Origin of the sequence: Staphylococcus sp. HMSC068C09 (assembly GCF_001813735.1) — a bacterium.
GTDB classification, from domain to species: domain Bacteria; phylum Bacillota; class Bacilli; order Staphylococcales; family Staphylococcaceae; genus Staphylococcus; species Staphylococcus hominis.
Map to the genome: position 1 here is coordinate 204,520 of NZ_KV813753.1, position 25,704 is coordinate 230,223.

Annotated in this window: 26 protein-coding genes and 1 riboswitch; of the genes, 19 read left to right on the forward strand and 7 right to left on the reverse strand. The window is 30.2% G+C overall.

Annotated elements, in window-relative coordinates; genetic code table 11:
* The first annotated feature begins 42 nt into the window (after window positions 1–42).
* The 3 genes from HMPREF2930_RS03455 to HMPREF2930_RS03465 all read left to right on the forward strand — a co-directional run bounded on the left by HMPREF2930_RS03455 (window position 43) and on the right by HMPREF2930_RS03465 (window position 2,849).
* Entirely contained in the window at window positions 43–1,329 is a 1,287-nt protein-coding gene (locus HMPREF2930_RS03455) for a dihydrolipoamide acetyltransferase family protein (RefSeq protein ID WP_017176259.1), read from the forward strand.
* 92 nt (window positions 1,330–1,421) lie between these two features.
* Window positions 1,422–1,859, forward strand: a complete 438-nt coding sequence (gene brxB, locus HMPREF2930_RS03460; RefSeq protein ID WP_017176260.1) for a bacilliredoxin BrxB — start codon at window positions 1,422–1,424, stop codon at window positions 1,857–1,859.
* A gap of 12 nt (window positions 1,860–1,871) precedes the next feature.
* Window positions 1,872–2,849, forward strand: coding sequence for an aromatic acid exporter family protein (locus HMPREF2930_RS03465; protein ID WP_017176261.1), 978 nt, complete (start codon window positions 1,872–1,874; stop codon window positions 2,847–2,849).
* Window positions 2,850–3,000: 151 nt separating this feature from the next.
* On the opposite strand, the gene prli42 is transcribed toward HMPREF2930_RS03465, so the two are convergent.
* The gene (gene prli42 / locus HMPREF2930_RS11515) at window positions 3,001–3,096 is read right to left on the reverse strand and encodes a stressosome-associated protein Prli42 (protein ID WP_017176262.1); all 96 of its coding nucleotides are present in this window, start codon (window positions 3,094–3,096) and stop codon (window positions 3,001–3,003) included.
* A gap of 168 nt (window positions 3,097–3,264) precedes the next feature.
* On the opposite strand from prli42, the gene HMPREF2930_RS03470 reads away from it, so the two are divergent.
* The 3 genes from HMPREF2930_RS03470 (at window position 3,265) to HMPREF2930_RS03480 (ending at window position 7,880) form a co-directional block, all read left to right on the forward strand.
* A complete protein-coding gene (locus HMPREF2930_RS03470) occupies window positions 3,265–4,389 on the forward strand; it encodes a M20/M25/M40 family metallo-hydrolase (protein WP_017176263.1) in 1,125 nt (374 codons plus the stop codon).
* A gap of 77 nt (window positions 4,390–4,466) precedes the next feature.
* Complete coding sequence (gene gndA / locus HMPREF2930_RS03475; protein WP_017176264.1) at window positions 4,467–5,873, forward strand: NADP-dependent phosphogluconate dehydrogenase; 1,407 nt, start codon at window positions 4,467–4,469, stop codon at window positions 5,871–5,873.
* A 360-nt stretch (window positions 5,874–6,233) separates the two neighbouring features.
* Window positions 6,234–7,880: a glycoside hydrolase family 13 protein gene (locus tag HMPREF2930_RS03480; protein ID WP_017176265.1), complete on the forward strand. Its 1,647-nt coding sequence runs from the start codon at window positions 6,234–6,236 to the stop codon at window positions 7,878–7,880.
* A gap of 53 nt (window positions 7,881–7,933) precedes the next feature.
* On the opposite strand, the gene HMPREF2930_RS03485 is transcribed toward HMPREF2930_RS03480, so the two are convergent.
* A complete protein-coding gene (locus HMPREF2930_RS03485) occupies window positions 7,934–8,800 on the reverse strand; it encodes an AraC family transcriptional regulator (protein WP_017176266.1) in 867 nt (288 codons plus the stop codon).
* A 211-nt stretch (window positions 8,801–9,011) separates the two neighbouring features.
* On the reverse strand, window positions 9,012–10,496 hold the full coding sequence (gene zwf, locus HMPREF2930_RS03490) for a glucose-6-phosphate dehydrogenase (RefSeq protein ID WP_017176267.1): 1,485 nt from the start codon (window positions 10,494–10,496) through the stop codon (window positions 9,012–9,014).
* A gap of 242 nt (window positions 10,497–10,738) precedes the next feature.
* Here zwf and rnz point away from each other — a divergent pair, with 242 nt between their 5' ends.
* Entirely contained in the window at window positions 10,739–11,659 is a 921-nt protein-coding gene (gene rnz / locus HMPREF2930_RS03495; protein WP_017176268.1) for a ribonuclease Z, read from the forward strand.
* A gap of 94 nt (window positions 11,660–11,753) precedes the next feature.
* On the opposite strand, the gene proC is transcribed toward rnz, so the two are convergent.
* Entirely contained in the window at window positions 11,754–12,569 is an 816-nt protein-coding gene (gene proC / locus HMPREF2930_RS03500) for a pyrroline-5-carboxylate reductase (RefSeq protein WP_017176269.1), read from the reverse strand.
* A 107-nt stretch (window positions 12,570–12,676) separates the two neighbouring features.
* Here proC and HMPREF2930_RS03505 point away from each other — a divergent pair, with 107 nt between their 5' ends.
* Window positions 12,677–13,432: an SDR family NAD(P)-dependent oxidoreductase gene (locus HMPREF2930_RS03505; protein ID WP_029376822.1), complete on the forward strand. Its 756-nt coding sequence runs from the start codon at window positions 12,677–12,679 to the stop codon at window positions 13,430–13,432.
* A 96-nt stretch (window positions 13,433–13,528) separates the two neighbouring features.
* On the opposite strand, the gene HMPREF2930_RS03510 is transcribed toward HMPREF2930_RS03505, so the two are convergent.
* Window positions 13,529–14,437: an aldo/keto reductase gene (locus tag HMPREF2930_RS03510; RefSeq protein WP_017176271.1), complete on the reverse strand. Its 909-nt coding sequence runs from the start codon at window positions 14,435–14,437 to the stop codon at window positions 13,529–13,531.
* A gap of 81 nt (window positions 14,438–14,518) precedes the next feature.
* Between HMPREF2930_RS03510 and HMPREF2930_RS03515 the strand changes: the two genes are divergently transcribed.
* From HMPREF2930_RS03515 to xerD, 3 genes are all read left to right on the forward strand, one after another.
* On the forward strand, window positions 14,519–15,061 hold the full coding sequence (locus tag HMPREF2930_RS03515) for an NUDIX domain-containing protein (protein ID WP_017176272.1): 543 nt from the start codon (window positions 14,519–14,521) through the stop codon (window positions 15,059–15,061).
* A gap of 100 nt (window positions 15,062–15,161) precedes the next feature.
* Window positions 15,162–15,608 carry a ferric iron uptake transcriptional regulator gene (locus tag HMPREF2930_RS03520; protein ID WP_070597244.1) on the forward strand — a complete coding sequence of 149 codons (447 nt, stop codon included), beginning with the start codon at window positions 15,162–15,164 and terminating at the stop codon, window positions 15,606–15,608.
* 164 nt (window positions 15,609–15,772) lie between these two features.
* Window positions 15,773–16,660, forward strand: a complete 888-nt coding sequence (xerD, locus tag HMPREF2930_RS03525) for a site-specific tyrosine recombinase XerD (RefSeq protein WP_017176274.1) — start codon at window positions 15,773–15,775, stop codon at window positions 16,658–16,660.
* Between the two features lie 25 nt (window positions 16,661–16,685).
* Here xerD and HMPREF2930_RS03530 read toward each other — a convergent pair whose 3' ends face one another.
* Window positions 16,686–17,189: a DUF309 domain-containing protein gene (locus HMPREF2930_RS03530; RefSeq protein ID WP_017176275.1), complete on the reverse strand. Its 504-nt coding sequence runs from the start codon at window positions 17,187–17,189 to the stop codon at window positions 16,686–16,688.
* A 98-nt stretch (window positions 17,190–17,287) separates the two neighbouring features.
* Between HMPREF2930_RS03530 and HMPREF2930_RS03535 the strand changes: the two genes are divergently transcribed.
* The 6 genes from HMPREF2930_RS03535 (at window position 17,288) to HMPREF2930_RS03560 (ending at window position 22,949) form a co-directional block, all read left to right on the forward strand.
* Window positions 17,288–18,019 carry a segregation and condensation protein A gene (locus HMPREF2930_RS03535; protein WP_017176276.1) on the forward strand — a complete coding sequence of 244 codons (732 nt, stop codon included), beginning with the start codon at window positions 17,288–17,290 and terminating at the stop codon, window positions 18,017–18,019.
* Window positions 18,012–18,545, forward strand: coding sequence for an SMC-Scp complex subunit ScpB (scpB, locus tag HMPREF2930_RS03540; RefSeq protein WP_017176277.1), 534 nt, complete (start codon window positions 18,012–18,014; stop codon window positions 18,543–18,545). The genes HMPREF2930_RS03535 and scpB overlap by 8 nt, the downstream gene beginning before the upstream one ends.
* A 1-nt stretch (window position 18,546) precedes the next feature.
* Window positions 18,547–19,284 (forward strand): pseudouridine synthase, encoded by a 738-nt coding sequence (locus tag HMPREF2930_RS03545; protein ID WP_017176278.1) that lies wholly within the window; start codon window positions 18,547–18,549, stop codon window positions 19,282–19,284.
* A gap of 206 nt (window positions 19,285–19,490) precedes the next feature.
* Window positions 19,491–20,216, forward strand: a complete 726-nt coding sequence (locus tag HMPREF2930_RS03550; protein ID WP_017176279.1) for a response regulator transcription factor — start codon at window positions 19,491–19,493, stop codon at window positions 20,214–20,216.
* Window positions 20,200–21,966, forward strand: a complete 1,767-nt coding sequence (locus HMPREF2930_RS03555; RefSeq protein ID WP_269321159.1) for an ATP-binding protein — start codon at window positions 20,200–20,202, stop codon at window positions 21,964–21,966. The genes HMPREF2930_RS03550 and HMPREF2930_RS03555 overlap by 17 nt, the downstream gene beginning before the upstream one ends.
* 245 nt (window positions 21,967–22,211) lie before the next feature.
* Window positions 22,212–22,339, forward strand: a riboswitch (FMN riboswitch).
* A 64-nt stretch (window positions 22,340–22,403) separates the two neighbouring features.
* The gene (locus HMPREF2930_RS03560) at window positions 22,404–22,949 is read left to right on the forward strand and encodes an ECF transporter S component (RefSeq protein WP_002449844.1); all 546 of its coding nucleotides are present in this window, start codon (window positions 22,404–22,406) and stop codon (window positions 22,947–22,949) included.
* Between the two features lie 83 nt (window positions 22,950–23,032).
* Here the strand turns inward: HMPREF2930_RS03560 and HMPREF2930_RS03565 are convergent, their stop codons facing one another.
* The gene (locus HMPREF2930_RS03565; RefSeq protein ID WP_002449743.1) at window positions 23,033–23,281 is read right to left on the reverse strand and encodes a ferredoxin; all 249 of its coding nucleotides are present in this window, start codon (window positions 23,279–23,281) and stop codon (window positions 23,033–23,035) included.
* A 96-nt stretch (window positions 23,282–23,377) separates the two neighbouring features.
* Here HMPREF2930_RS03565 and HMPREF2930_RS03570 point away from each other — a divergent pair, with 96 nt between their 5' ends.
* Both HMPREF2930_RS03570 and HMPREF2930_RS03575 read left to right on the forward strand, forming a co-directional pair.
* Complete coding sequence (locus HMPREF2930_RS03570; protein ID WP_037541043.1) at window positions 23,378–24,343, forward strand: helix-turn-helix domain-containing protein; 966 nt, start codon at window positions 23,378–23,380, stop codon at window positions 24,341–24,343.
* Window positions 24,324–25,703: a RecQ family ATP-dependent DNA helicase gene (locus tag HMPREF2930_RS03575; protein ID WP_017176282.1), complete on the forward strand. Its 1,380-nt coding sequence runs from the start codon at window positions 24,324–24,326 to the stop codon at window positions 25,701–25,703. The genes HMPREF2930_RS03570 and HMPREF2930_RS03575 overlap by 20 nt, the downstream gene beginning before the upstream one ends.
* Window position 25,704: the final 1 nt, after the last annotated feature.

Below are 25,704 nucleotides of genomic sequence, written 5' to 3' on the forward strand. Positions count from 1 at the left end.
AAAAAAATGCGTGAGTTAGCACAATTTTAGGGAGGTAACATAATGGATGTTAAAATGCCAAAATTAGGAGAAAGTGTCCATGAAGGTACAATCGAACAATGGTTAGTTTCTGAAGGGGATCATGTGGATGAATATGAACCACTATGTGAAGTAGTTACAGATAAAGTAACAGCAGAAGTTCCTTCAACTATTTCTGGTACAATTACAGAGTTAATTGCTACTGAAGGTGAAACGATTGAAATCAATCAAACCATTTGTAAAATTCAACCCGATGATACATCTTTAAATTCTAATCAAGACGATACTAACGAAACTAATGAAACACCCAGTCAAACACAAAGTAATTCTGTAAAGAGCCAGTCTAAGCCTTCTAACACAAATCAATCATCTAAGCATTCGATCAATAATGGAAGATTTTCTCCAGTCGTATTTAAGATAGCTTCAGAAAACGATATTGATTTATCACAAGTCCCAGGCACAGGATTTGAAGGTAGAGTAACCAAAAAAGATATTGAAACTTATATTCAAGAAAATAACCAACAAAATTCAAAAGAAACATATACCACTCAGATAACGAATCATTCCGAAACAACTTCAAGAAATAATAACGCTTCATCAAATGAACCATTAGACGATTATACAATATCAGTTAAAGGCGTGCGAAAAGCAATTGCCCAAAATATGGTTACCAGTGCCACTGAAATTCCACATGGCTGGATGATGATAGAAGTCGATGCTACAAATCTTGTGAAAACTAGAAATCATTATAAGACTGTGTTTAAAAAACAAGAAGGATATAATTTAACTTTCTTTGCTTTCTTTGTAAAAGCTGTAGCAGAAGCTTTGAAATCTAATCCATTACTTAATAGCAGTTGGGATGGTAATGAAATTATAATTCATAAAGACATCAATATTTCAATAGCTGTAGCTGATGAAGATAAATTATATGTTCCTGTAATTAAAAATGCTGATGAAAAATCAATTAAAGGTATTGCTAGAGAAATCAATCAACTAGCACAAAAAGCTCGAAATCAACAACTGGCTCAAGAAGACATGACTGGTGGTACTTTTACAGTTAATAATACTGGTACATTTGGTTCTGTATCTTCAATGGGTATTATTAATCATCCTCAAGCAGCAATTTTACAAGTAGAATCAATTGTTAAAAAACCTGTTGTCATCGACGATATGATAGCTATAAGAAATATGGTTAATTTATGTATTTCAATTGATCATCGTATTTTAGATGGTGTTCAAACTGGACGATTTATGTCGCAAGTAAAAAATCGAATTGAAAGCTATTCAATTGAAACAACAAATATTTATTAAAAGTTTGTTATATTACAACCAACCTATTTGAACTATATGTTGTAAATTAGTAAAATGACAATAAATAATAATTGACTGAAAGGTGATTCTAAATGGATTTAAATTTTGATTTATATATGAATGGTGTTGTAGAACAAGCTAGAAATGAAATTGAATCTGCTGGTTATGAACAATTAACTACTTCAGATGAAGTTGATAAAGTATTTAAACAAGATGGCACTACACTCGTAATGATAAATTCTGTTTGTGGATGTGCAGGAGGTATAGCGCGTCCAGCAGCAAGTCACGCACTTCATTATGATAAGTTACCTAATAGATTGGTTACTGTATTTGCTGGTCAAGATAAAGAAGCAACTCAGCAAGCAAGAGACTATTTTGAAGGATACGCACCTTCAAGTCCTTCATTTGCACTGATGAAAGATGGTAAGATTACTGAAATGATAGAACGCCATCAAATAGAAGGTCATGACGTAATGGATGTTATCAATCAACTTCAAAAGTTATTTGATAAGTATTGTGAAGAAAGATAAGAGGAACAATACATGCTAACTTTAAATCCTTATAGAATTGGATTTAGAACACTTAAAACAGCTGTAGGAATTACTTTAGGTGTTATTTTAGCTAAATGGATAGGGCTTGATAACTATGCTTCAAGTGCTATCCTCATTGTTCTATGTATTAAACATACTAAGGTTCACTCACTACAAGCAATTGGTTCTCGATTCGTTTCGTGTTTATTAATGTTATTTTTTGGTTCATTTATTTTTAATTTACTTGGTCAAAATGCAATCGTTTTAGGATTAATTGTTTTATTATTTATTCCACTTACAGTGATGTTGAATGTTCAAGAAGGTGTAGTGACAAGTTGTGTCATTTTACTTCACGTATTTAATGCCAAAGTTATTGGGCTTCATTTAATTATTAATGAAATTTTACTTCTTATCATTGGCTTAGGAATAGCATTTTTAATGAATTTAATTATGCCTAGTCTAGATAATACATTAGGTAATTTTAAGAAAGAAATTGAAAATGAAATTAAAACAATATTTACACAATATAGTGAAGCATGTTTAAATATTAATAAACAATTGTCAATTTCTTTTGATACATTAGAAAACAATATTCGTAAGGCTAAATCTATTGCTTTTAGAGACGTTAAAAATCACTTTGTGCGAAATGAAAACTCATATTATCACTATTTTGATATGAGAGAAGAACAACTAGAAATACTACGCAGAATCCAAACATTAATTCATAATACTTCAGCTAATGATCCTTTGTTAGAGACTGTTGCCCATTTAATGGCTGAAATTGGAGATAATGTTAATAGTAATGATTATACTGTATTAAGACTACATTCATTATATGAGATACGTTTAAAATTAGACGAATTGCCATTGCCAGAATCACATCAATCTTTAAAATCAAGAGCAAGTATGATGCAAATTTTAAATGAATTAGAAGAATATTTAAATATTAAATCTCAATTCGGCTCTTTAAAATTACATAGTGAAATATAACATCTAAGATTAACTTCTAATCAAAGTAAAAAGACAAACTTTCTTTAAATACAAAAAGTTTGTCTTTTTTATTTGCATAATTTTAAGAAATAATAATAAAAACTATCGTCAAATTCGAATTTTTGTCGATAGTTTTTAATCTAATTAATTTTTAATGCATGAGAGGAACAAGACTTGTAAGTAACAATGCAGCTACAACTGCAATTAACATGATAATGATAATAATCTTTAGCACTTTATTATTCAATGTAAACGCTCCTTGAAACCTTTAAAATAATTTGATTATTCGTTATATTAATAACTTATAGTATATAAAATAACCTTAAATGATTTCGATAAAAATGGCAATCAATTTATTTACTCTAATTGTCAAAGTCAGTTAAAATATTATCTATATAAGAAAGGGGTTTTCATAATGATTAATAGTCGCCGTTTACTTAATACTTTTTTAGAGTTAGTGCAAATTAATTCTGAAACTGGGAATGAAGAAACGATACAACCCATTCTAAAAAAGAAATTTATAGATTTAGGATTAAAAGTTGTAGAAGATAATGCGTCTAAAAGAGAATGGTTAGGTGCAAATAATTTAATTTGTACCTTACCAAGTAGTAAAGGAAAAGAACATGTTTCTAAAATCTATTTTACTAGCCATATGGATACGGTTGTTCCAGGTATTAACGTTAAACCGATCCTTAAAGAAGATGGCTATGTATATTCAAATGGCACAACTGTATTAGGAGCAGATGATAAAGCAGGTATAGCTGCTTTGTTAGAAATGATTCAAACTATAAACGAACAACAATTACCTCATGGACAAATTCAATTTATTATCACTGTAGGAGAAGAAGCAGGTTTAAAAGGTGCTAAAGAATTAGATCAAAACTTGATAGATGCGGAGTTCGGCTATGCTGTCGATGCCAGCCAAGCGGTTGGAACAACAGTGGTGGGTGCTCCAACTCAAATGATTATCAATACAACTATTTATGGGAAAACAGCACATGCTAGTAAACCCAACCAAGGTATAAGTGCAATTCATATTGCAGCTAAGGCGATTAATAAAATGCATTTAGGTCAGATTGATCAAGATACCACAGCGAATATTGGTAAATTTTATGGTGGTTCTGCTACAAATATTGTTGCAGATAAAGTCATTTTAGAGGGAGAAGCTCGTTCGCATAATGATAAAAGTTTAGAATATCAAGTCAACCATATGAAAGAGACTTTCGAAACGACAGCAAAAGAATTAGGGGGTAAAGCAAACGTTGAAATTTCTAAGAGTTATCCTGGTTTTAGAAGAAACGATTCTGAGACTGTAACTCAATATGCTATAAAAAGTGCGAAAATTTTAGGCCTTTCAGGTAAAACTGTTATTGCTGGCGGAGGTTCAGATGGAAGTATTATTAATACGTATCATATTCCAACTGTTATATTAGGTGTAGGATATGAACATATTCATACTACTTCTGAACGTATTCCTGTAGCTGCTTTAAATCAACTTACGAATCAATTGATTAAAATTGTTGAATTAGTAGCGAAATAATATTTTACTTTAGTGAAGTCATTTATATTTTTGTGATACAATACTAATGAAATTATTGAATAAGAGAGGTAAGTAATATGACTCAACAAATAGGTGTAGTAGGTTTAGCTGTTATGGGTAAAAACCTAGCATGGAATATCGAATCACGTGGTTATAGCGTATCTGTTTATAACCGTTCTAGTGATAAAACAGATTTAATGATTAAGGAATCAGAAGGTAAACAAATTCATCCAACGTATTCTTTAGAAGATTTTGTAAACTCTTTAGAAAAACCACGTAAAATATTATTAATGGTTAAAGCTGGTCCTGCTACAGATGCAACAATTGATAGCTTATTGCCTTTATTAGATGACGATGACATTTTAATTGATGGCGGTAATACAAACTATCAAGATACAATTCGTCGTAACAAAGCACTTGCTGAAAGTGGTATCAACTTTATTGGAATGGGTGTTTCTGGTGGTGAAATCGGAGCGTTAACTGGTCCATCTTTAATGCCTGGTGGTCAACAAGAAGCTTACAACAAAGTAAGTGATATTTTAGATGCCATTGCTGCTAAAGCAAAAGATGGTGCTGCATGTGTAGAATATATTGGACCAAATGGTGCAGGACATTATGTAAAAATGGTTCATAATGGTATCGAATATGCTGATATGCAATTAATTGCTGAAAGTTATGCAATGATGAAAGAATTATTAGGTATGTCTCATGAAGAAATTTCTAAAACGTTTAAAGAATGGAATGCTGGAGAATTAGAAAGTTATTTAATTGAAATAACAGGCGATATTTTCACTAAATTAGATGAAAATAATGAACCTCTTGTAGAAAAAATTCTTGATACTGCGGGTCAAAAAGGAACTGGTAAATGGACATCAATTAATGCATTAGAATTAGGTATACCATTAACAATCATTACTGAATCTGTATTTGCACGTTTCATTTCTTCAATTAAAGAAGAACGCGTAAATGCATCGAAAGTATTAAGTGGCCCTAAATCAAACTTTGATGGCAATAGAGAAGACTTCTTAGAAAAAATCCGTAAAGCGTTATATATGAGTAAAATTTGTTCATACGCTCAAGGTTTCGCCCAAATGCGTAAAGCGAGCAATGAAAATGAATGGAACCTTAAATTAGGTGATTTAGCAATGATTTGGCGTGAAGGTTGTATTATTCGTGCTCAATTCTTACAAAAAATTAAAGACGCATATGACAATAATTCAGGTCTTCAAAACTTATTATTAGACCCTTATTTCAAAGGTATTGTTACTGAATATCAAGATGCACTTAGAGAAGTAGTTGCTACTGGTGTTAAAAATGGCGTACCAACACCTGGTTTCTCAGCAAGTATCAGCTATTATGATAGCTACCGTTCAGAAGATCTACCTGCTAATTTAATTCAAGCTCAACGTGATTATTTTGGTGCACATACGTATGAACGTAAAGATAAAGATGGTATTTTCCATACTCAATGGACTGAAGAATAATCATTGTAGGATTAAAAATCTGGGACATCATTAAGTGTCTCAGATTTTTTTATTATGACAGTTTTGTATAGATGTCTTAATACATATAGCCTTGCTATTTAATTTACATTTAATCGATATATCCCAAGTTGACATTTAGAGACTCGATTAGTACGATAAATATAGGTGTAAACGTTTTCTAAATAACTGGATTATCGCTATATAATGCTATTACATATTATTTTATATTTATATAAATCCAGAAAAATTTAGATTATATATTGAAGACTAACATTGACTATTAAATATTTAACTCGAATATTATGATTAATTATTTCAAAGTTAATTGATTTACATAATACTTTCAAAGGAGCGATATAAATGGAAAAAAATTGGTGGAAAGAAGCCGTAGCATATCAAGTGTATCCGAGAAGTTTTAATGATAGCAATAATGATGGTATTGGTGATTTACCAGGGATGGTAGAAAAATTGGACTATCTGAAAGATTTAGGTATTGATGTCATTTGGCTTAGTCCAATGTATAAATCTCCAAACGATGATAATGGTTATGATATTAGTGATTATCAAGATATTATGGAAGAATTTGGAACAATGGAAGACTTTAATCATTTATTATCTGAGACTCATAAGCGTGGAATGAAATTAATTTTAGACCTTGTTGTTAACCATACATCTGATGAACACCCATGGTTTATAGAATCTCGTTCTAGTAAAGATAATCCTAAACGAGATTGGTATATTTGGGCAGATCCTAAATCTGACGGTTCTGAACCTAATAATTGGGAAAGTATTTTCAATGGTTCAACATGGGAATATGATGACACAACAAAACAGTATTATTTCCACTTATTTAGTAAAAAGCAACCTGATTTAAATTGGAGTAATCCTGACGTTAGAGAAGCTGTTTTTAAAATGATGAATTGGTGGTTCGAAAAAGGAATTGATGGCTTTAGAGTCGATGCGATCACACATATCAAAAAAACATTTGAAGCTGGTGATTTACCTGTTCCAAAAGGAAAACAATACGCTCCAGCATTTGATGTTGATATGAATCAACCAGGCATTCAAGATTGGCTTCAAGAAATGAAGGACAAATCACTTAGCCATTATGACATTATGACTGTTGGCGAAGCAAATGGCGTAAATCCAGATAATGCAAAAGAGTGGGTTGGAGAAAAAGAAGGTAAATTCAATATGATTTTCCAATTTGAACATTTAGGTTTATGGAGTACTGGAGACTCTAAATTTGATGTTTTATCTTATAAAAATGTATTAAACCGTTGGCAAAAACAACTAGAGGGTATAGGATGGAATGCACTATTTATTGAAAATCATGATCAACCTAGACGTGTTTCTACTTGGGGAGATGATACAAAGTATTGGTTTGAATCTGCTACTAGCCATGCAGTGGTATATTTCTTACAACAAGGCACACCTTTTATTTATCAAGGTCAAGAAATTGGTATGACAAACTATCCATTTGAAAGTATTGAAACATTTAACGATGTTGCTGTAAAAACAGAATATCAAATTGTTAAATCTCAAGGTGGAGATGTTAATCAGTTATTAGATAAATATAAAATGGAGAATCGTGATAATTCTAGAACACCTATGCAGTGGACTAATGAAGTAAATGGAGGTTTTACTGAAGGTACGCCATGGTTCCCAGTCAACCCTAACTATAAAACAATAAATGTAGCACAACAATCCGAAGATTCAGATTCCGTTCTTAATTTTTATAAACGTCTAATTAAATTAAAAAAATCCGATGATATATATACTTATGGTGAGTTTAATTTAATCGATGATGAGAATGAGAATATTTTTGCTTACACACGTAAACTTAATAATAAAACAGTTCTAGTTGCAGGAAATTTAACAGATCATGTTGCATCATTAAATTTACCATTTGAAGTTGAAGCATCTCAAATTAAGCTACACAATTATAAAAATGATTTAGATATCACTAATATGAAACCTTTTGAAGCATTCGTAGCCGAACTTTAATAGTAAAGCGTTAGATGACATAAGTTTAATAACTTAGTCATCTAACGCTTTTTTTATTCTATATCATAAGTTTCTTGTTTAATAGGTAGCCATAATTGTATTTTAGTGAACGGGTTCTCGAATGAGAGATCAAAAGGATAAATTTCAACATATAAGCTATTTTTTTCATAAGGTAGAGTAAGTTGTAAGCTGGATTCAATATAATACCAAGCTTCATTAACAGTATAATCCACTTGACCTTGCAAATTAAATTTTGCATAGTGTCGCCCTGGTAACAATCGGCTTTCTAAGTGAGCTGGATAACGTTCACTAGGTACGCCCACAAATAATTCTACACCTTCATCTAAAGGACATGTAATAACAAATAACTCATATGGACTTATATTATTATATCGTTTTAATTCTTTTATTTTACCATCTAAATATAAATCTTCTAAAAAGTCAGGAACTTTGTAAGGGTTAGATAGTTGATTAGCCTCAATATATTTTACATATCCAACTAAAGGTGTGTCTTTAGTCGTTTCTAGTCTGTAAGGGTATGGTGCTCTTTCTGTAGTTGTTAATTTAATATACAAGCGTTCATTCATTTTTAGTTCTTCTTTTTTAGTAGAAGCTTGAATAGGAGATATTCCATGAAAATCACTAAAATCATTTGCAAAGTCATTTGAACTTAAATAATTATAGCGTTTTGCTACATCAACTAATCTCGAAGAACTTTGTATCATTTCTTTAGCAGCTTCAGTCATTTTTCGAGAGTGAGCATAACTTTCAGGAGGTTGTCCAACAATCATTTTAAACGATTGATCAAGATGGTAAGGAGAGAGACCAACGTAATCACTTAAATCTTGCAAATTAAAAGGCTCTAATAAATGATCTTCTATATATACAATTGCCTGTTGTATCTGCTTGATAACGTCCAAAACTTTCACTCCAATAAATTTACAATCAATACTAATATTTTACATTATTTTATAAAAATATACATCAATAATATAAAATTAAATTAAATTTTTAAATGACTCTTTCAATATTCAATTTAAAAAGGACAAGACCTTATTTTCAATGAGTGAAAATAATATAATGTGTCTTATCCTTTATACATTTATCACATGAAACGTCTAGTATATCTGTTTATTGAATATCGTCCCACCAATGATTTCCGTCTCTGCTTAATAATAAATCACTTTCGATAGGGCCATTTGTCCCTGATTTATAGTTAGGGAAGTTTGGATCAATCATAGTCCAATGTTCTTGAATAGCGTCTACAAATTTCCATGTAGATTTAAGTTCTTCCCAATGTGTAAAGTTCGTTGCATCACCTTTAAGACAATCGAATAACAAGTTTTCATATGCATCTACTGTGTTCATTTTATCTTGTGCACTCATAGCATAAGACAGTTGAACAGGCTTTGTTTCGATACCTTGAATACTTTTCTTAGCATTTAAGTGTAATGAAATACCTTCATTAGGTTGAATATTAATAACTAATAAATTAGAATCTAGTAATCGATCCGTTTGATAATATAAATTCATAGGAACTTCTTTAAATTCTACAACAACTTGTATACATTTAGACTTCATACGCTTACCAGTACGAATGTAGAATGGTACACCAGCCCAACGGAAGTTATCGATAGTTAATCTTCCAGAAACAAAGGTTGGTGTATTGGAATCAGATGCAACACGATCTTCATCTCTATAAGCGATAACACGTTGGTCATTAATAGTTCCTTCTCCATATTGTCCACGCACAAAGTTTTGATTGACTTCTTCAGGTTTTAATTGTCTTAAAGATTTTAATACTTTCACCTTTTCAGCTCGAATATCTTCACTTTTAAGACTAATAGGTGCTTCCATTGCTAGTAATGCAACCATTTGTAACATATGGTTTTGTACCATATCTTTTAATGCACCGCTCGATTCATAATAACCTCCACGATCTTCAACACCTAGTATTTCTGAAGAAGTGATTTGTATATTAGAGATATACTTATTATTCCAAAGAGGTTCAAACATCGCATTAGCGAATCGTAGAACTTCGATATTTTGCACCATATCTTTACCAAGATAGTGATCAATTCTGTATATTTCTTCTTCTTTAAATGATTGTCGTAATTGATTATTTAATTTTTCAGCAGATTTAAAATCACTACCAAATGGTTTTTCAATTACAAGGCGTTTAAATCCTTTAGTTTCAGTTAAGCCAGAAGCTTTTAAATAATCAGAAATTGGTCCAAAGAATTGAGGTGCCATTGCTAAATAGAATAGGCGATTACCTTCTAATTTAAATGTATCATCAAGTTCATTAGAGAATGCTAATAATTCATGATAACTTTCTTCTTCATTGACATCATTTTTAAAATAAAAAACATGTTCTATGAATTCATCGAGTCGATCAGTATCTTTGACGTGCGTTTGAATAGATTGTTTAACTTGTTCACGGAAAAAGTCGTTAGTATAATCTCTTCGACCAACGCCAATAATGGCAATATGTTCATCTAAATTATCTTGTTGATATAAGTGGAATAAAGAAGGGAATAATTTTCTATGACTCAAATCTCCAGTTGCGCCAAATATAGTAATTAAACAAGGGATATGTTTAGTGTGTGTGTTCAAATTCAAAACCTCAATTCTTTAATTGCTATGATTAATTCATTATAAATTAAAACTGTTTTTCTTGATATGTTTTTGCCTAAAATTGTTGATAATATTTACAACATTAAACTAAATAACATACAATTTATTTTTTATAAGTTACATTATACCCTAAATTCTGATAAATTCATTTATTTTATTTCATATGATAACAAACTTATAGACGTATGATAAAATATATTGAAGAAAGAGGAGGCAAATGCATGGAAGTTACATTTTTTGGAACGAGTGCGGGTTTACCTACTAAAGATCGTAATACTCAAGCGATTGCTTTAAACCTAGAACCTTATTCAAATTCAATATGGTTATTCGATGTAGGAGAGGGGACTCAACATCAAATTTTGCATCACTCGATAAAATTAGGCAAAGTTGATCATATTTTTATCACGCATATGCATGGCGACCACATTTTTGGATTACCTGGATTATTAACAAGTCGTTCATTCCAAGGTGGAGAAGATAAGCCATTGACGTTAATAGGGCCAACAGGTTTGCAACAATTTATTGAAACCGCTTTGAAATTATCTGAATCTCATTTAAACTATCCTATTACATATATTGAAATTGATAATAATTTTACATATCATCATAATGGCTTTACAGTTTCATCAAGGTTATTAAATCATGGTATACCTTCATATGGTTATCGAATTGAGGCTCCTACAACACCAGGTACAATTGATGTAACTGCATTAAAGGCAATTGGACTAGAACCGGGTCCTAAATATCAAGAAGTAAAAATGTTTGATACTTTTGAATATAATAATCAAATTTATCTTTCTAAAGACTTTAAAGGTCCAGCCAAACCAGGACCTATTGTTACTATTTTTGGAGATACGAAACCATGTGATAACGAATATATACTTGCAGAAAATGCGGATATTATGATTCATGAAGCAACATATATTGACGGTGACAAAATTTTAGCAAATAACTATCATCATAGTCACATTGACGATGTATTTAGGTTAATTTATCAGTCTAATGTGAAGAAAAGTTTTATTACCCATCTAAGTAATCGATATAATTTAGAAGATATAGAAGAGATAAACCGTGCATTAAAAGAAATGAAAGATACACCAAATTTTGAGTTTGTTAAAGACTTTGATACATTCAAATTTTAAATAATAATAGCGTTTTAAATGCTACGTAAAAACTAAAAAATAGCTATAACGATATGTATGACTTAATTTTCGTTATAGTTATTTTTAATATTTATTACTCATCTTCACTTTTAGAAAGGGCGATACTTCTATGAACTGCAGCATCTAGACAGGCTTTAAAAATACTCTCAATATCATGTCGATCAAGTTCATTTAATCCAGCTTGTGTTGTGCCACCTTTAGAGGTAATATTTTTTCTAAGTTGTTCCATACTTAAATCCGATCGTTCAATCATCTTACTTGTTCCAATAATGAGATTCTTAATGGATTCTTCAACTTGTTTTTTTTCAAGACCTAATGATGTTCCTGCTTTAACATATTGTTCAAATACATGATATAAAAAAGCTGGTCCGCTTCCTGTAATAGCCGTCACTTGATGTAAATATTCTTCGTCAACTTCAATAACTGAGCCAAAAGCACTAATTAATTCTGTTACTTCATCTTTAGAATGAGGATCGAAATTACCAGAAAAACTAATACCTGTTACTGAATGACCTACCTGTGCATTTGTATTGGGCATAATTCTAGCAACGGGATTATTCGTTTCTAACTTTTCTCGGATATAATTTATCGATAAACCAGCCATAATAGATATAAAACGATGGTCTGATTGTATATGTGATTTAATACGTGATGCGACCGTTTCAAAATCATGAGGCTTAGTACCTAGAAAAACATAATCTGCATCTTTTAATAAAAATGCATCATCGTAACTATATTTTACTCCTAATTCTTTCGCAAATGATTTTAAAGTATTTTCATTTGATTTATTTGTTAAATAAATATCGTTATGATTTAATATTTTAGAATCAATAATTCCTTTAAAAATGGCTTGTGCCATGTTACCAGCGCCATAAAATACTAACTTCATAAAACAGCACCATCCTTACCCTTAATTGATAAAACTATAGTAACATATTCAATATAATTATTATCAAAAATTAACTATACTTGTTAGATAGGAGAGAGTCATCCGTGATTGTAGGTAAACATTTCATCGTAACTGGAGGAACTAGTGGCTTAGGTTTAGAAATAACGAAAGAATTATTAAAAAAAGGCGCATATATTACCCTCATTGTTCGTAGTACGGAGAAATTCGAAAATATTAATTTTAATCCGTACAAACATCGTGTTTCAATGATTAAATGTAATTTACAAGATATTTCACAAATAGATAATATTTCTAAATCTCTTTGTTATCCGATTGACGGAATCATTTATAGTGCAGGTTTAGGCTTTTTTAAATCAATACAATCTCATTCGTTAGAAGAAATCATGGAAACTTATGATGTAAATGTGCTTGGTTTTATTACATTATTTAAAACTGTTAAACCCTATTTAACAATGAACGCTTCTATAGTGGCTATTTCAAGTCAGGCAGCATTTGTAACGCAAGCGAATGCTGCATTTTATGGCTCATCTAAAGCTGCTTTAAATGGCGTATTAAATGCTCTAAGAATTGAGGAACAAGACTTTCATGTAATGACTGTTAATCCAGGTCCCATTAATACACCATTTCATAAAAAAGCAGATCCATCATTGAAGTATGCTAATAAATATGCATCACTAATGATAGATCCCAAAATACTCGCAGAAGACATCGTTAAAGGTATCATCACTCGTAAAGTAGAAATTAACAAGCCGCTATGGATGAATCCACTATTAAAACTTTACCAATTAGCTCCTAGAAAAATTGAAAAATATTTTACTTCATTGTTTAAAAATAAAATATAATTTAACCTAAAAAAGTGATGAAGCATTCATCATAGATACTTCATCACTTGTACTTTACATCAACGATTGTTTATAAGAATTTATAATAATGATTCCTTACTCAAGATGCTGAGTATATTCCAAATCTTTCACACGGTGACGTGCAGATTTAATTTGATCCAAACTTACTGTTTTATTAAAATTAGCAATATTATCTTTTAATTGTGAAACAGAACTTGCACCAACAATAATAGAACCTAATGCATCATGAGATTTTAAATATTCGAATGATAAAGCACTTAAATTACTTTCAACTTCCTTAACAGAAGCAATCGTTTCTCCTAATTCATGATAATTATAGTCAAAAATACCATCAGAGAATTTCTGATCAAGTACATTAACACTATTTGAAGTAAGTAACCCTTTAAACACGGGACCACGTGCTAAAACTTTTACGCCATGAGAATGAATATGATTTAAAAGACGTTCTGGACGATTATCAATAAGATTAAATTGAGACATAATCGTTTCTATTTGACTGTGTTTTAAATAATACTCAATCACGTTAGGTCTAATAGAAGAGATTCCATAAGCTTTGATTACACCTTCTTTTTTCAGTTCATCGAATGCACTAATCGTCTCATCTAGGGGATCATCAATTGTACCTCCGTGAAGTTGATAAAGATCTAACTGTTCTAAGCCTAATCGTTTTAAAGAACTTTTAACACTTTCTTTAATATATTTTTTTGAAGGATCCCAAGTAGTACTACCATCATTAAGTGGTCTATTTCCTACTTTTGTTCCTATAACAATATCATCTCTATTTTGATATTTCTTTAAAGACTTTCCAACAATGTCTTCATTGACCCCTCTATCATAAATATCTGCGGTATCAAAATATGTGATATCATTTTCAATTGCACACTCAATAATTTCTTCTGCATGATGATATTCTGTGCCTAAACTCATACAGCCTAAACCTAGTTCCGAAATTTCAATGCCACTTTTTAATATATTTTTTTGCATGAACAATCTCCTTCCGATACACTTTAGTTAACGCATTTATCTTATCAATTTATTAACTTAATGAAAAGGGACGTGGATATAATGGACTTTAATGAAAAAACTTTTGATAGAACAGTCATTTATAATGGTAAAATTATCGATCTAGAACTACACGATGTGGAATTACCAGACGGAAAAACTTCCAAGAGAGAAATTATCAAGCATAATGGTGCTGTGGCAATTTGCGCTATTACTCCAGAAAAAGAAGTACTATTGGTTAAACAATATCGTAAACCTATTGAAAAACCCTTGTTAGAAATTCCAGCAGGTAAACTAGAAGAATATGAAGAAAGAGAAGAAGCAGCTAAACGCGAATTAGAAGAAGAAACTGGCTACAAAGCTAATCATCTAACGTTCATCACTCATATGTATGGTTCTCCAGGATTTTCAAATGAGAAACTAACCATTTATTTTACTGATCATTTAAGTGTAGGAGAATTAAATCTGGATGATGACGAATTTGTAGAATTGCATAAAATACACTTAGACGATATCCATGCACTTATAGAAAATCATGAAATTGAAGATGCGAAAACAATGATTGCTTTACAATATGTATTATTAAATTATAATCATTATAAATAAGATGTGATAACTACTTGATTTTTACTAAATTTATTGGTAATTTATTAATTGAAATAATTTAGTTTAAAATGATTATAATTAATTGAGGAGTGATGCTCCCGTGGAAGAACGTCTAAATAGAGTAAAACAACAATTACAGCAATCTTCTTATAAATTAACACCTCAACGCGAAGCAACAGTTCGTGTGTTAATTGAGAATGAAAAAGATCATCTCAGTGCTGAAGATGTATATTTAAAAGTAAAAGATAAAGCACCTGAAATAGGTTTAGCTACTGTTTATCGAACTTTAGAACTACTTGCTGAATTAAAAGTAGTAGATAAAATTAATTTTGGTGATGGCGTAGCGCGATTTGATTTGAGAAAAGAAGGTGCTAAACATTTTCATCATCACTTAGTTTGTATGGAATGTGGTAGGGTAGATGAAATTCATGAAGACTTACTACCAAAAGTAGAAGAACGTGTTGAATCAGAATATCAATTTAAAATTTCGGATCACCGCTTAACATTTCACGGTATATGTTCAGAATGCCAAGCTAAAGGTAAATAATAAGTTAAACTTAATAAAGTGTTGTATCAACTCTATATACAAATGCTTGAAGAACTTTTCAAGATAAAAAAGTAATATGTAATAATTAATCGATAGAAGGTGTGAAATTAAGAATCAACTTTGAATTCTATTTCATACCTTTTTTATATAAACAGAGGTGTAATATGAATACGATTATTGAAGAATTTTTAAAATTTATTCAAATTGAAAAGGGATTGAGTGAAAATACTATCGGCGCATATCGACGTGATTTAGCTAAATATGAAGAATACATGAAAGAACATAAAATTGCTCATATCGATTTTATTGATCGCCAAGTTATACAAGAATGCTTAGGATATTTAATAGACCAAGGTGCTTCTGCTAAATCAATGGCGCGTTTTATCTCTACAATTCGCAATTTTCATCAATTTGCACTTAGAGAAAAATATGCCGCTAAAGATCCAACTGTCTTAATTGAGACTCCGAAATATGAGAAGAAGTTACCCGATGTTTTAGAAGTTGAGGAAGTCATTCAACTTTTGGAAACACCGGACTTAAATAAGAAAAATGGGTATCGTGATCGTACAATATTAGAATTATTATATGCGACTGGCATGCGTGTTTCTGAACTGATACAAATTAATATTGAGGATATAAATCTTATTATGGGATTTGTTAGAGTATTTGGTAAAGGTAATAAAGAACGAATTATACCATTAGGAGACACTGTGATTGAATTTCTAGATACGTATTTAGAAAAGATACGTCCTCAACTTTTGAAAAAGACTATTACGAATGTATTGTTTTTAAATATGCACGGTAGACCTTTAACTAGACAAGGGATATGGAAGATGATTAAACAATATGGTTCAAAGGCCAATATTAATAAAACTTTAACTCCTCATACGTTGAGACATTCATTTGCTACACATCTTTTAGAAAATGGGGCAGATTTAAGAGCAGTTCAAGAAATGCTTGGTCATTCAGATATTTCAACGACGCAACTTTATACACATGTGTCTAAATCTCAAATAAGACAAATGTATAATCAATTCCATCCCAGAGCTTAAAATAAAAGAAAGAAAAGTGAATGATTTAACTTTTCTTTCTTTTATTTTTAAGTGCTTTTTTTCTAGCTGCAATGATATCGCTTCTATCTCTTAGACGATGGCAATGAACAATCATGTCATCATTGTTAATTTGTGTCTTATATTCATAATTAGGATATAAATTGATAATTTCCCTTTCTACCGAAGATTTAATTGGCAACTGTATTGGTTGAAATGTCTGATCATATTTCACTTTTTCTATTTGATTTTGAATCAAAAAAGTAAATTCATTGACCTTTAAACCTAGTGTCTCTTTATCTTTCGCATGCTTAAATGTATATAACGCTTTTTTAAAACTTTTTAATGCACCTAACTTATTACATCGTCTATAGTGATACATTGCAGTTGAAAATAATATTAAACTAACTACAGCATCTTTCTTAGAAAAATTAGGGTTTGACTTCCATAATTCTTCTAAAATATCATGACATAAAAAATAATGTTGGTGTGTATGAAATTGATAGTAGAAGTGACTTAATGCTTTATTCATGAATACTCATCCTTAATTTAATTCTAATATATATTCATGCTATAATATTTAAGTGAATTATGCACAATTTAGATTTTATAATACAAGGAAGTTAATTTATGTACGAAGTTAAATTAGATGCTTTTAATGGCCCATTAGATTTACTTCTTCATTTAATTCATAAATATGAAATAGATATTTATGATATACCAATGAAAGCTTTAACTGAACAATATATGCAATATGTTCATGCAATGAAAGAAGTTGAAATTAATATTGCAAGTGAATATTTAGTGATGGCTTCAGAGTTATTAATGATAAAAAGTAGATTATTATTGCCACAACAAGAAACTGAAAATGACTTAGAAGAAGATCCTCGTGAGGAACTTGTAGGTCGTTTAATCGAATATCAAAATTATAAAGAATATTCTTTACTATTAACAGAATTAAAGAAAGAACGAGAATTATATTATACTAAATCACCAGCTGATTTATCTCACTTAGAAAAAGAAACGCATTGGGACAAAAATCAAACGATTGATTTGACTCAACTGATTGTTGCATACCAAAGAGTAAAAAATAGAGTAGCATTAAATACGCCAAAAGCAGTTGAAATTTCAAAAGATACTTTTACAATTCAACAAGCTACTGAAGTGGTTGCTAAACATTTAGAGAAACAAACATCATTTAACTTCTTTAGTTTATTTAACTTTAATGAACCTGTGAGTAAAGTCGTTACACATTTCTTAGCAATATTAGAAATGTCTAAAGCAGGTCTTATTAATATAGAACAGTCAAATAACTTTGAAGACATCAATATCATTAGAGGAGTGAACTATTCTATTGGATAACATTGGAATTATAGAGTCATTATTATTTACTGTAGGCGATGAAGGACTCGAAGCAGGTCAGCTTGCAGATATTTTAAAAATGGATTTAGATGAACTTGATCAATTAATTTCGACGTATCATTCAAAAGGTCTTGAAATACAAAGATATGGTTCCATTTATATGTTAACCTCCAAAAAAGAGAGTGCACCTTTTATCGAATTACTAGTGAATCAAAAAGCAAACATGAAATTATCTCAAGCTGCTATGGAGACACTATCGATTATTGCTTATAATCAACCATTAACTAGAAGTGATATCGAAGTAACAAGAGGTATCAATTCTGATGGTGCAGTGAGAACATTAATTGCTAGAGGACTTATTGAAGCAAAAGACATGGAGAATTCGCGTAGTCATTTACTCATGACTACTGATTTATTTTTAAATGTTTTTGGAATGAAATCAATAGAAGAACTACCATCTACTGAAGAAGATAACGAAGAGATCGAAAATTTCTTTAGTACACTTACAGAGCAAAAGGAGAAATAAAATGAATAAAGATTTAGAAAGACTTCAAAAACGAATTGCTAACAGTGGATATACATCTCGAAGAAAGGCAGAAACTTTAATCACTGAAGGTAAAGTAAAAGTCAATGGTCAAGTAGTTACAGAACTTGGAACGAAAGTTAAATCTTCAGACACTGTTGAAGTTGAAGGAATTAAAATTGAGCAAGAAGATAAAATTTATATTCTGTTCTATAAACCAACGCAAGTGATTACTAGTGTTTCAGATGATAGAGGTAGAACGGTTGTAACAGATTATTTTAAAGATTTAGAAGCAAGAATTTATCCAGTTGGACGATTAGACTATGATACTTCAGGGTTATTATTACTTACAAATGATGGTGAATTTACTAACCTGATGACTCATCCTAGATATCATATTCAGAAAAAATATGTTGCAAAATTAAAAGGGTATTTAATGAGAGAAGAAGTTAAAGCATTAGAACAAGGAATTGAATTAGAAGATGGTTTTACACAACCTGCTCAAGTTAAAATAAAAAATCAAAATAAAGAAAAAAATACGACACTGGTTGAAATAACTATTAGCGAAGGTAGAAATAGACAAGTTAGACGTATGTTCGAACATTTTAATCACACAGTCGATAAATTGATACGAATCGAATTTGGAAATCTTAATTTAAAAGGTTTAAATGCAGGTGAAGGTAGAGTATTAACACCTCATGAGGTGAAAATATTAAGACATATGGCTGAAAATGGTAATTAATTCGAAATAACTTAACAATACAAAGTATTTTCTCAATTACAATGTGTATCTTTTTTTATTTATTCACTGTAATTATAAATCATAGGTCCTACATCAAAAAAGATATTTTGCTATTTTTTTCACAAAGTCAATTGAATCGAAAGCTTTAATATAGTGAATATGCTATAATTAAAATGGTATAGAGCATGTGTAGGAGGTATATTGTAATGATGAATGAAATATTAATTGTAGACGATGAAGATAGAATCAGAAGATTATTAAAGCTTTACTTAGAAAGAGAATCGTTTACTATCCATGAAGCAAGTGATGGTAGAGAAGCATATGAACTTGCTATGGAAAATGACTATGCGTGCATTCTTTTAGATTTAATGTTGCCTGAAATGGATGGTATTGAAATGTCATCAAAATTACGTGAGCATAAAGATACGCCTATTATTATGCTTACAGCTAAAGGCGAAGAAACCAATCGTGTGGAAGGATTCGAATCAGGTGCAGATGATTATATAGTGAAGCCTTTCTCTCCCCGAGAAGTCGTATTAAGAGTGAAAGCATTACTGCGTAGAACTCAAACATCTAAACCAGAACAAAACGAACCACATGCAAGAGATGTCATTGAGTTTAATCATCTTATTATCGATAATGATGCACATCGTGTATTAGCGGATCAACAACAAGTGAATTTAACTCCAAAAGAATATGAGCTATTAATATACTTAGCAAAAACACCTAATAAAGTATTTGATCGTGAACAACTATTAAAAGAAGTTTGGCATTATGAATTTTATGGTGATCTAAGAACTGTAGACACACATGTTAAACGATTAAGAGAAAAATTAAATCGAGTTTCTGAAGAAGCAGCACATATGATTCAGACCGTTTGGGGTGTCGGTTACAAATTTGAGGTCAATACAAATGATGAATCGACTAAATAGTGTTGTTATAAAACTGTGGTTAACTATAATATTTATAGTAACGACAGTTTTAATTTTATTAAGTGCAGCATTAATTACATTTATTCAATATTATTACACCCAACAAACAGAAAACGCTATAAGAGAAGATGCTTCAAGGATTAGTCATCTTGTTGAAAAAGCTGATAACAAGTCACTTGCCATACAACATAGTCAGGAATTGATTGATGGTACAGGTGGCGTTATTATTATGTCTAATAAAAATATGTCAGCAGAAAAATCATATAATCTGATTAAAAAAAGAATGTTAAAAGAAATTCAAAACAACGATAACTTTAATAAAGTATTTGATACAGGGAAATCTGCCACACAAAACGTCACAATAAGTGAAAAAGGAGCATCCCATTCTTATATTCTTTTAGGATATCCGATGCAATCTCAAGATCGTAAACATGCTAAGTTTAGTGGCGTATTTATATATCAAGATTTAAAAACAATTGAAGATACTAATAATGCAATTACCATTATTATTTTAATTACTGCCATTGTATTTTTAATTGTTTCAACGATTTTTGCGTTCTTTTTATCTAATCGTATCACTAAGCCACTTAGAAAATTAAGTACACAGGCAATCAATGTATCGAATGGAGATTACTCTCAAAAAACAACAGTAAATACGAAAGATGAAATTGGTGAACTTTCTTATACGTTTAATAATATGAGTTATAAAATTCAAGAACACATTGAAGCTTTATCTACTCAAAAAAATATTCGTGATCGTTTATTTAATTCTATGATTGAAGGTGTAGTGGGTTTAAATGATAAAAGTGAAATTATTTTATCTAACAAAATGGCAGACCAAATACTACCGACAATTGATAAATCTATTTATTCAGAAATTAAAAATCAAATTAATGCCACATTTCATTCAAAAGGTACAGAGTTTAATGAATATACAATAAACTCTAAGTATTATGTGTTTATAATGAGCTATATTGATCGTATTCAACAAGATGGTCGTAGCGGGATTGTAATCATCATAAGAGATATGACAAATGAACATAATCTTGATCAAATGAAAAAAGATTTTATCGCAAACGTATCCCATGAACTCCGTACACCGATTTCGTTATTACAGGGTTATACTGAATCGATAGTCGATGGCATTGTAACAGAACCTAACGAAATCAAAGAATCACTATCAATTGTATTAGATGAAACAAAACGACTTAATCGCCTTGTCAACGAGCTTTTAAATGTTGCAAGAATGGATGCGGAAGGATTAGCCATTAATAAAGAAATACAGCCTATAATGCCATTATTACGTAAAATACAACTTAAATATCGTCAACAAGCACAAGATTTAGAACTAAACATAGACTTGTTACCAAATATTAATGAAGATGATTTATGGAATTACGATGCTGATCGAATTGATCAAGTACTCACAAACTTAATTGATAATGCAACACGCTATACACATCCTGGAGATTCAATTACGATTACTGCTAATAAAGATAGTCAGTACCAATTTTTAAATATAAAAGACACAGGTAGCGGCATTGCTCCCGAACATCTTGATCATGTATTTGATCGTTTTTATAAAGTAGAAGCTTCTAGAACTAGAGGTAAACAAGGAACTGGTTTAGGATTATTTATTAGTAAGATGATTATTCAAGAGCATGGCGGAATTATTTCTGTAGAAAGTACAGTGAATAAAGGCACAACCTTTATTATTAAATTACCTAAACCTTCTATAGATTCTAAATAATTAACTTTCGACAAAATAGGATTAAATATCCAAATTATTTGAGATTATGCTCTTCAAAGTTAAAGATAAAACTTTGAAGAGCGTTTTTATATCTATAGTTTTTTTAAATTAATATTTCATTTCATATTAATTTAAAATCAGTCGACGAAATTGATGAACCATATCTCTCATTTTTATAAATAAACAGAGATATTGCAATGAAGGAGTTATTCATGTAATATAAATTTTAAATGATAAATTCAATAATTCATCTTCGGGGTAGGGTGTAATTCCCAACCGGCAGTAATTTGAGCCTGCGACCCGCTTCAATGGAAGTGGCTGATTCAGTGTAAATCTGAAGCCGACAGTATAGTCTGGATGGGAGAAGGTGGAGGTTTTTTGTTGTGTAAAAGTATCCTCCAATTCTTAGTAAGATGAATGGAAGGAGAAAACTGAATATGCAACAAAATAAACGTTTAATTACCATAAGTATGTTGAGTGCAATTGCATTCATATTAACATTTTTGAAATTTCCATTACCATTTTTGCCTCCATACTTAACATTAGATTTTAGTGATGTACCGACTTTATTAGCTACTTTTATTTTTGGTCCTTTATCTGGTCTTCTTGTAGCATTAATTAAAAATATATTAAATTTCTTATTTAATATTGGCGATCCTGTTGGGCCTGTGGCAAATTTTTTAGCAGGGGCTAGTTTTTTACTAACAGCTTATTTTGTTAGTCATCGTAAACAATATTCATCTCGTCGTTCACTAATTATAGGATTAGTTGCCGGCACTATTGCAATGACTATCGTTTTAAGTATTTTAAATTATTTTGTCTTACTACCTTTATATGGCATGATATTTAATCTTGGTGATGTATTTACTAATTTAAAAGTAATTATTTTATCTGGTATTATTCCTTTTAATATTATTAAAGGATGTGTAATATCGATTATTTTTATCTTGCTATATCGCCGTTTAAAAAAAGTATTGAAATAAAATCAAAACCTCCGATGACTTCTTAGTAGGAATCATCGGAGGTTTTATATTATAATTATGGTAATGCAATTTTATTTACGGATTTATTCAAATTTTAAGGCATCTCCATCAAAAGGCTCTTCTTCAATTTTAATTGAATCAGTTGGACAGCCTTCAAGAGCATCTTCCATATCTTCATATAATTCTTCTGGTACTTCTGCAGTACCTTGATTATCGTCAAGGATTACGAAAGCAATACCTTCGTCATCATAATCGTAAATATCTGGTGCAGCAGCGCCACAAGCACCACAAGCAATACATGTATCCATATCAACGATTGTGTACTTTGCCATTTTATTCGCCTCCTTTGATAAAAATGCTACACTAGTCATAATAAATAATTTTATTATATTCTAGATATAAAAGTTCTATAAAAGAGGAGTTCACTCATGCAAGAAATGATTAGTTATGTTAAACATCACTCATTCAATTATAAAACTAATAAAAGTATATATAATATTTTAAGTGGAAAAAAGTCACATCAAACGTTTTTTGATGCGAGCTCTCAACAACTTTTATCATTATATCATAGTTTACCTAAATTAAAATATCAGACATTTGAACGACTTTTAAATAAAAATGATATAAAAGAATTAAATATCAAGGTGCATCCTCGATTCACTTATGATAGTCTTAATAATACTTTTAAATGTATTCAATTATTAATTCAGACGATATCTCAATATCTCCATCATCAACTTAAATTCGTACCAATGAACCAACAGGTTATTATTCAAAATAAAGTTAAAAAGGTTTATGGAACTATTATTGAAAATGATTTAATAAAAGACTTTGAAAATGAAGTGACTGATTTATTTCAAGCAATCAGTTTAAATAATAATAATAAGTGTTACCTTCATTATTATTTGCATGGTTATGATGAGCCTATGTATACAAGACAACAGGTAAGTTTGATTGAGAATATTTCTATTTCAAAATTATATACATTAGAATTGAATAATTTAGTCACCTTAGGAAGTGAAATTGAAAATAAACAACGTTATCCTATATTGTCTGAATGTATTATTCTTTCATCATTATTAAATAAAACATCTATTACTCAACAATATCTTCATCAAGGTTTGAGTTTAAATGAAATCGCAATTGCACAGAATGTTAAACTTAATACAATAGAAGATCATATTTTAGAATTATTTATTAAAGGTTATGAGAAAAATTACGAAAATTATGTGGAGAAAAAAGATATTTTTCAATTTACTCAATACTATACAGAGCATAAAGGAGAAAGATTAAAACGATATAAACAAGAGTTTGATCATTTATCATACTTTGAAATTAAACTCATGATTGTTGGGATAGAAAGAGGTGAAATGAATGTTAGAGAACAATCTTAAACAATGGTTTGGACATGAAAGTTTTCACCCAGGTCAGAAAGAGGTCATAGAAAGTGTATTACAAGGCAATCATACACTTGGTGTTTTGCCAACAGGTAGTGGGAAAAGTCTGTGTTATCAATTTCCAACTTATATGCAACAAAAACCTACTCTTATTATTTCACCGCTAATTTCTTTAATGGATGACCAAGTGATGCAACTTAAATCTCAAGGTGAACGAAGGGTTGTGTGTATTCATTCAGGTATGGATGAACAAGAAAAAAAAGAAAATATCAATGTATTAAATCAAAGTCGTTTTATATTTCTAAGTCCTGAATTTATTCTTCAATCTCATCATTTCAATTTAATTAAAAACATTCCATTTGGTTTAGTAGTATTAGATGAAGCACATTGCTTATCAGAATGGGGATATGATTTTAGACCGCATTACGCACTTATTGGTCAAATCACTCATCATTTTAAATTAGCGACTATTTTAGCATTAACTGCTACTGCACCGCCACATTTAACAAGTGATTTAGAACATATTTTAAAAGTTAAATTAAACACTATACAAACTACTATGAATCGTAAAAATATTTCGTTATCACATTTTAATTTCAAGGATGACGACGAAAAAATAGAATGGTTATTGAAATTTATTGAATCTTCAGGTCCCACAATTATTTATGTATCATCTAAGAAAATATGCTTACAACTCGCAAAACTCATTTATCAACATGGATATTTAACTGGTATTTATCATGGGGATTTAACTTATCAAGAACGTCAAACTGTTCAAAATCAATTTATTAATAATTTTATTCCAGTTATTGTAGCTACTAGTGCTTTTGGAATGGGGGTTAATAAAAAAGACATTCGGACTGTTATTCATTTTCATTTATCATCTAGTCCTTCAAATTATTTACAAGAAATTGGACGAGCTGGGAGAGATGGAAAACAAAGTCAAGCGATTAGTCTATATCAACCAGACGATGCTTATATTCTAGAGACGTTACTCTTTAATGATGCTATCGTATCAGAAGATGTCGAAACTTTTGAGTTAGGCGCATTCCTTCCACCTAATAAAGAAGAAATTTTAACAGTATTACACCAAAATTATACATTTAAAGAATTGAAACACATTTTTAAAACCTCATATATACGTAAACAAGCTGGTTATCAAAGAATCATAGGTTATACTCGTATAGATCAATGTAGAAGAAAATTTTTACTGGAATTTTTTGGAGAATCTCCTAATCAATCTAATGAATGTTGTGACAATGATTCAGATTTAAGTAAAATTGAGTGTTACAACAGAAAAAAAGTTAAAAGACAATTTACTTTCAATGAAAAAATTAAAAACTTATTTAGAGTTTAGT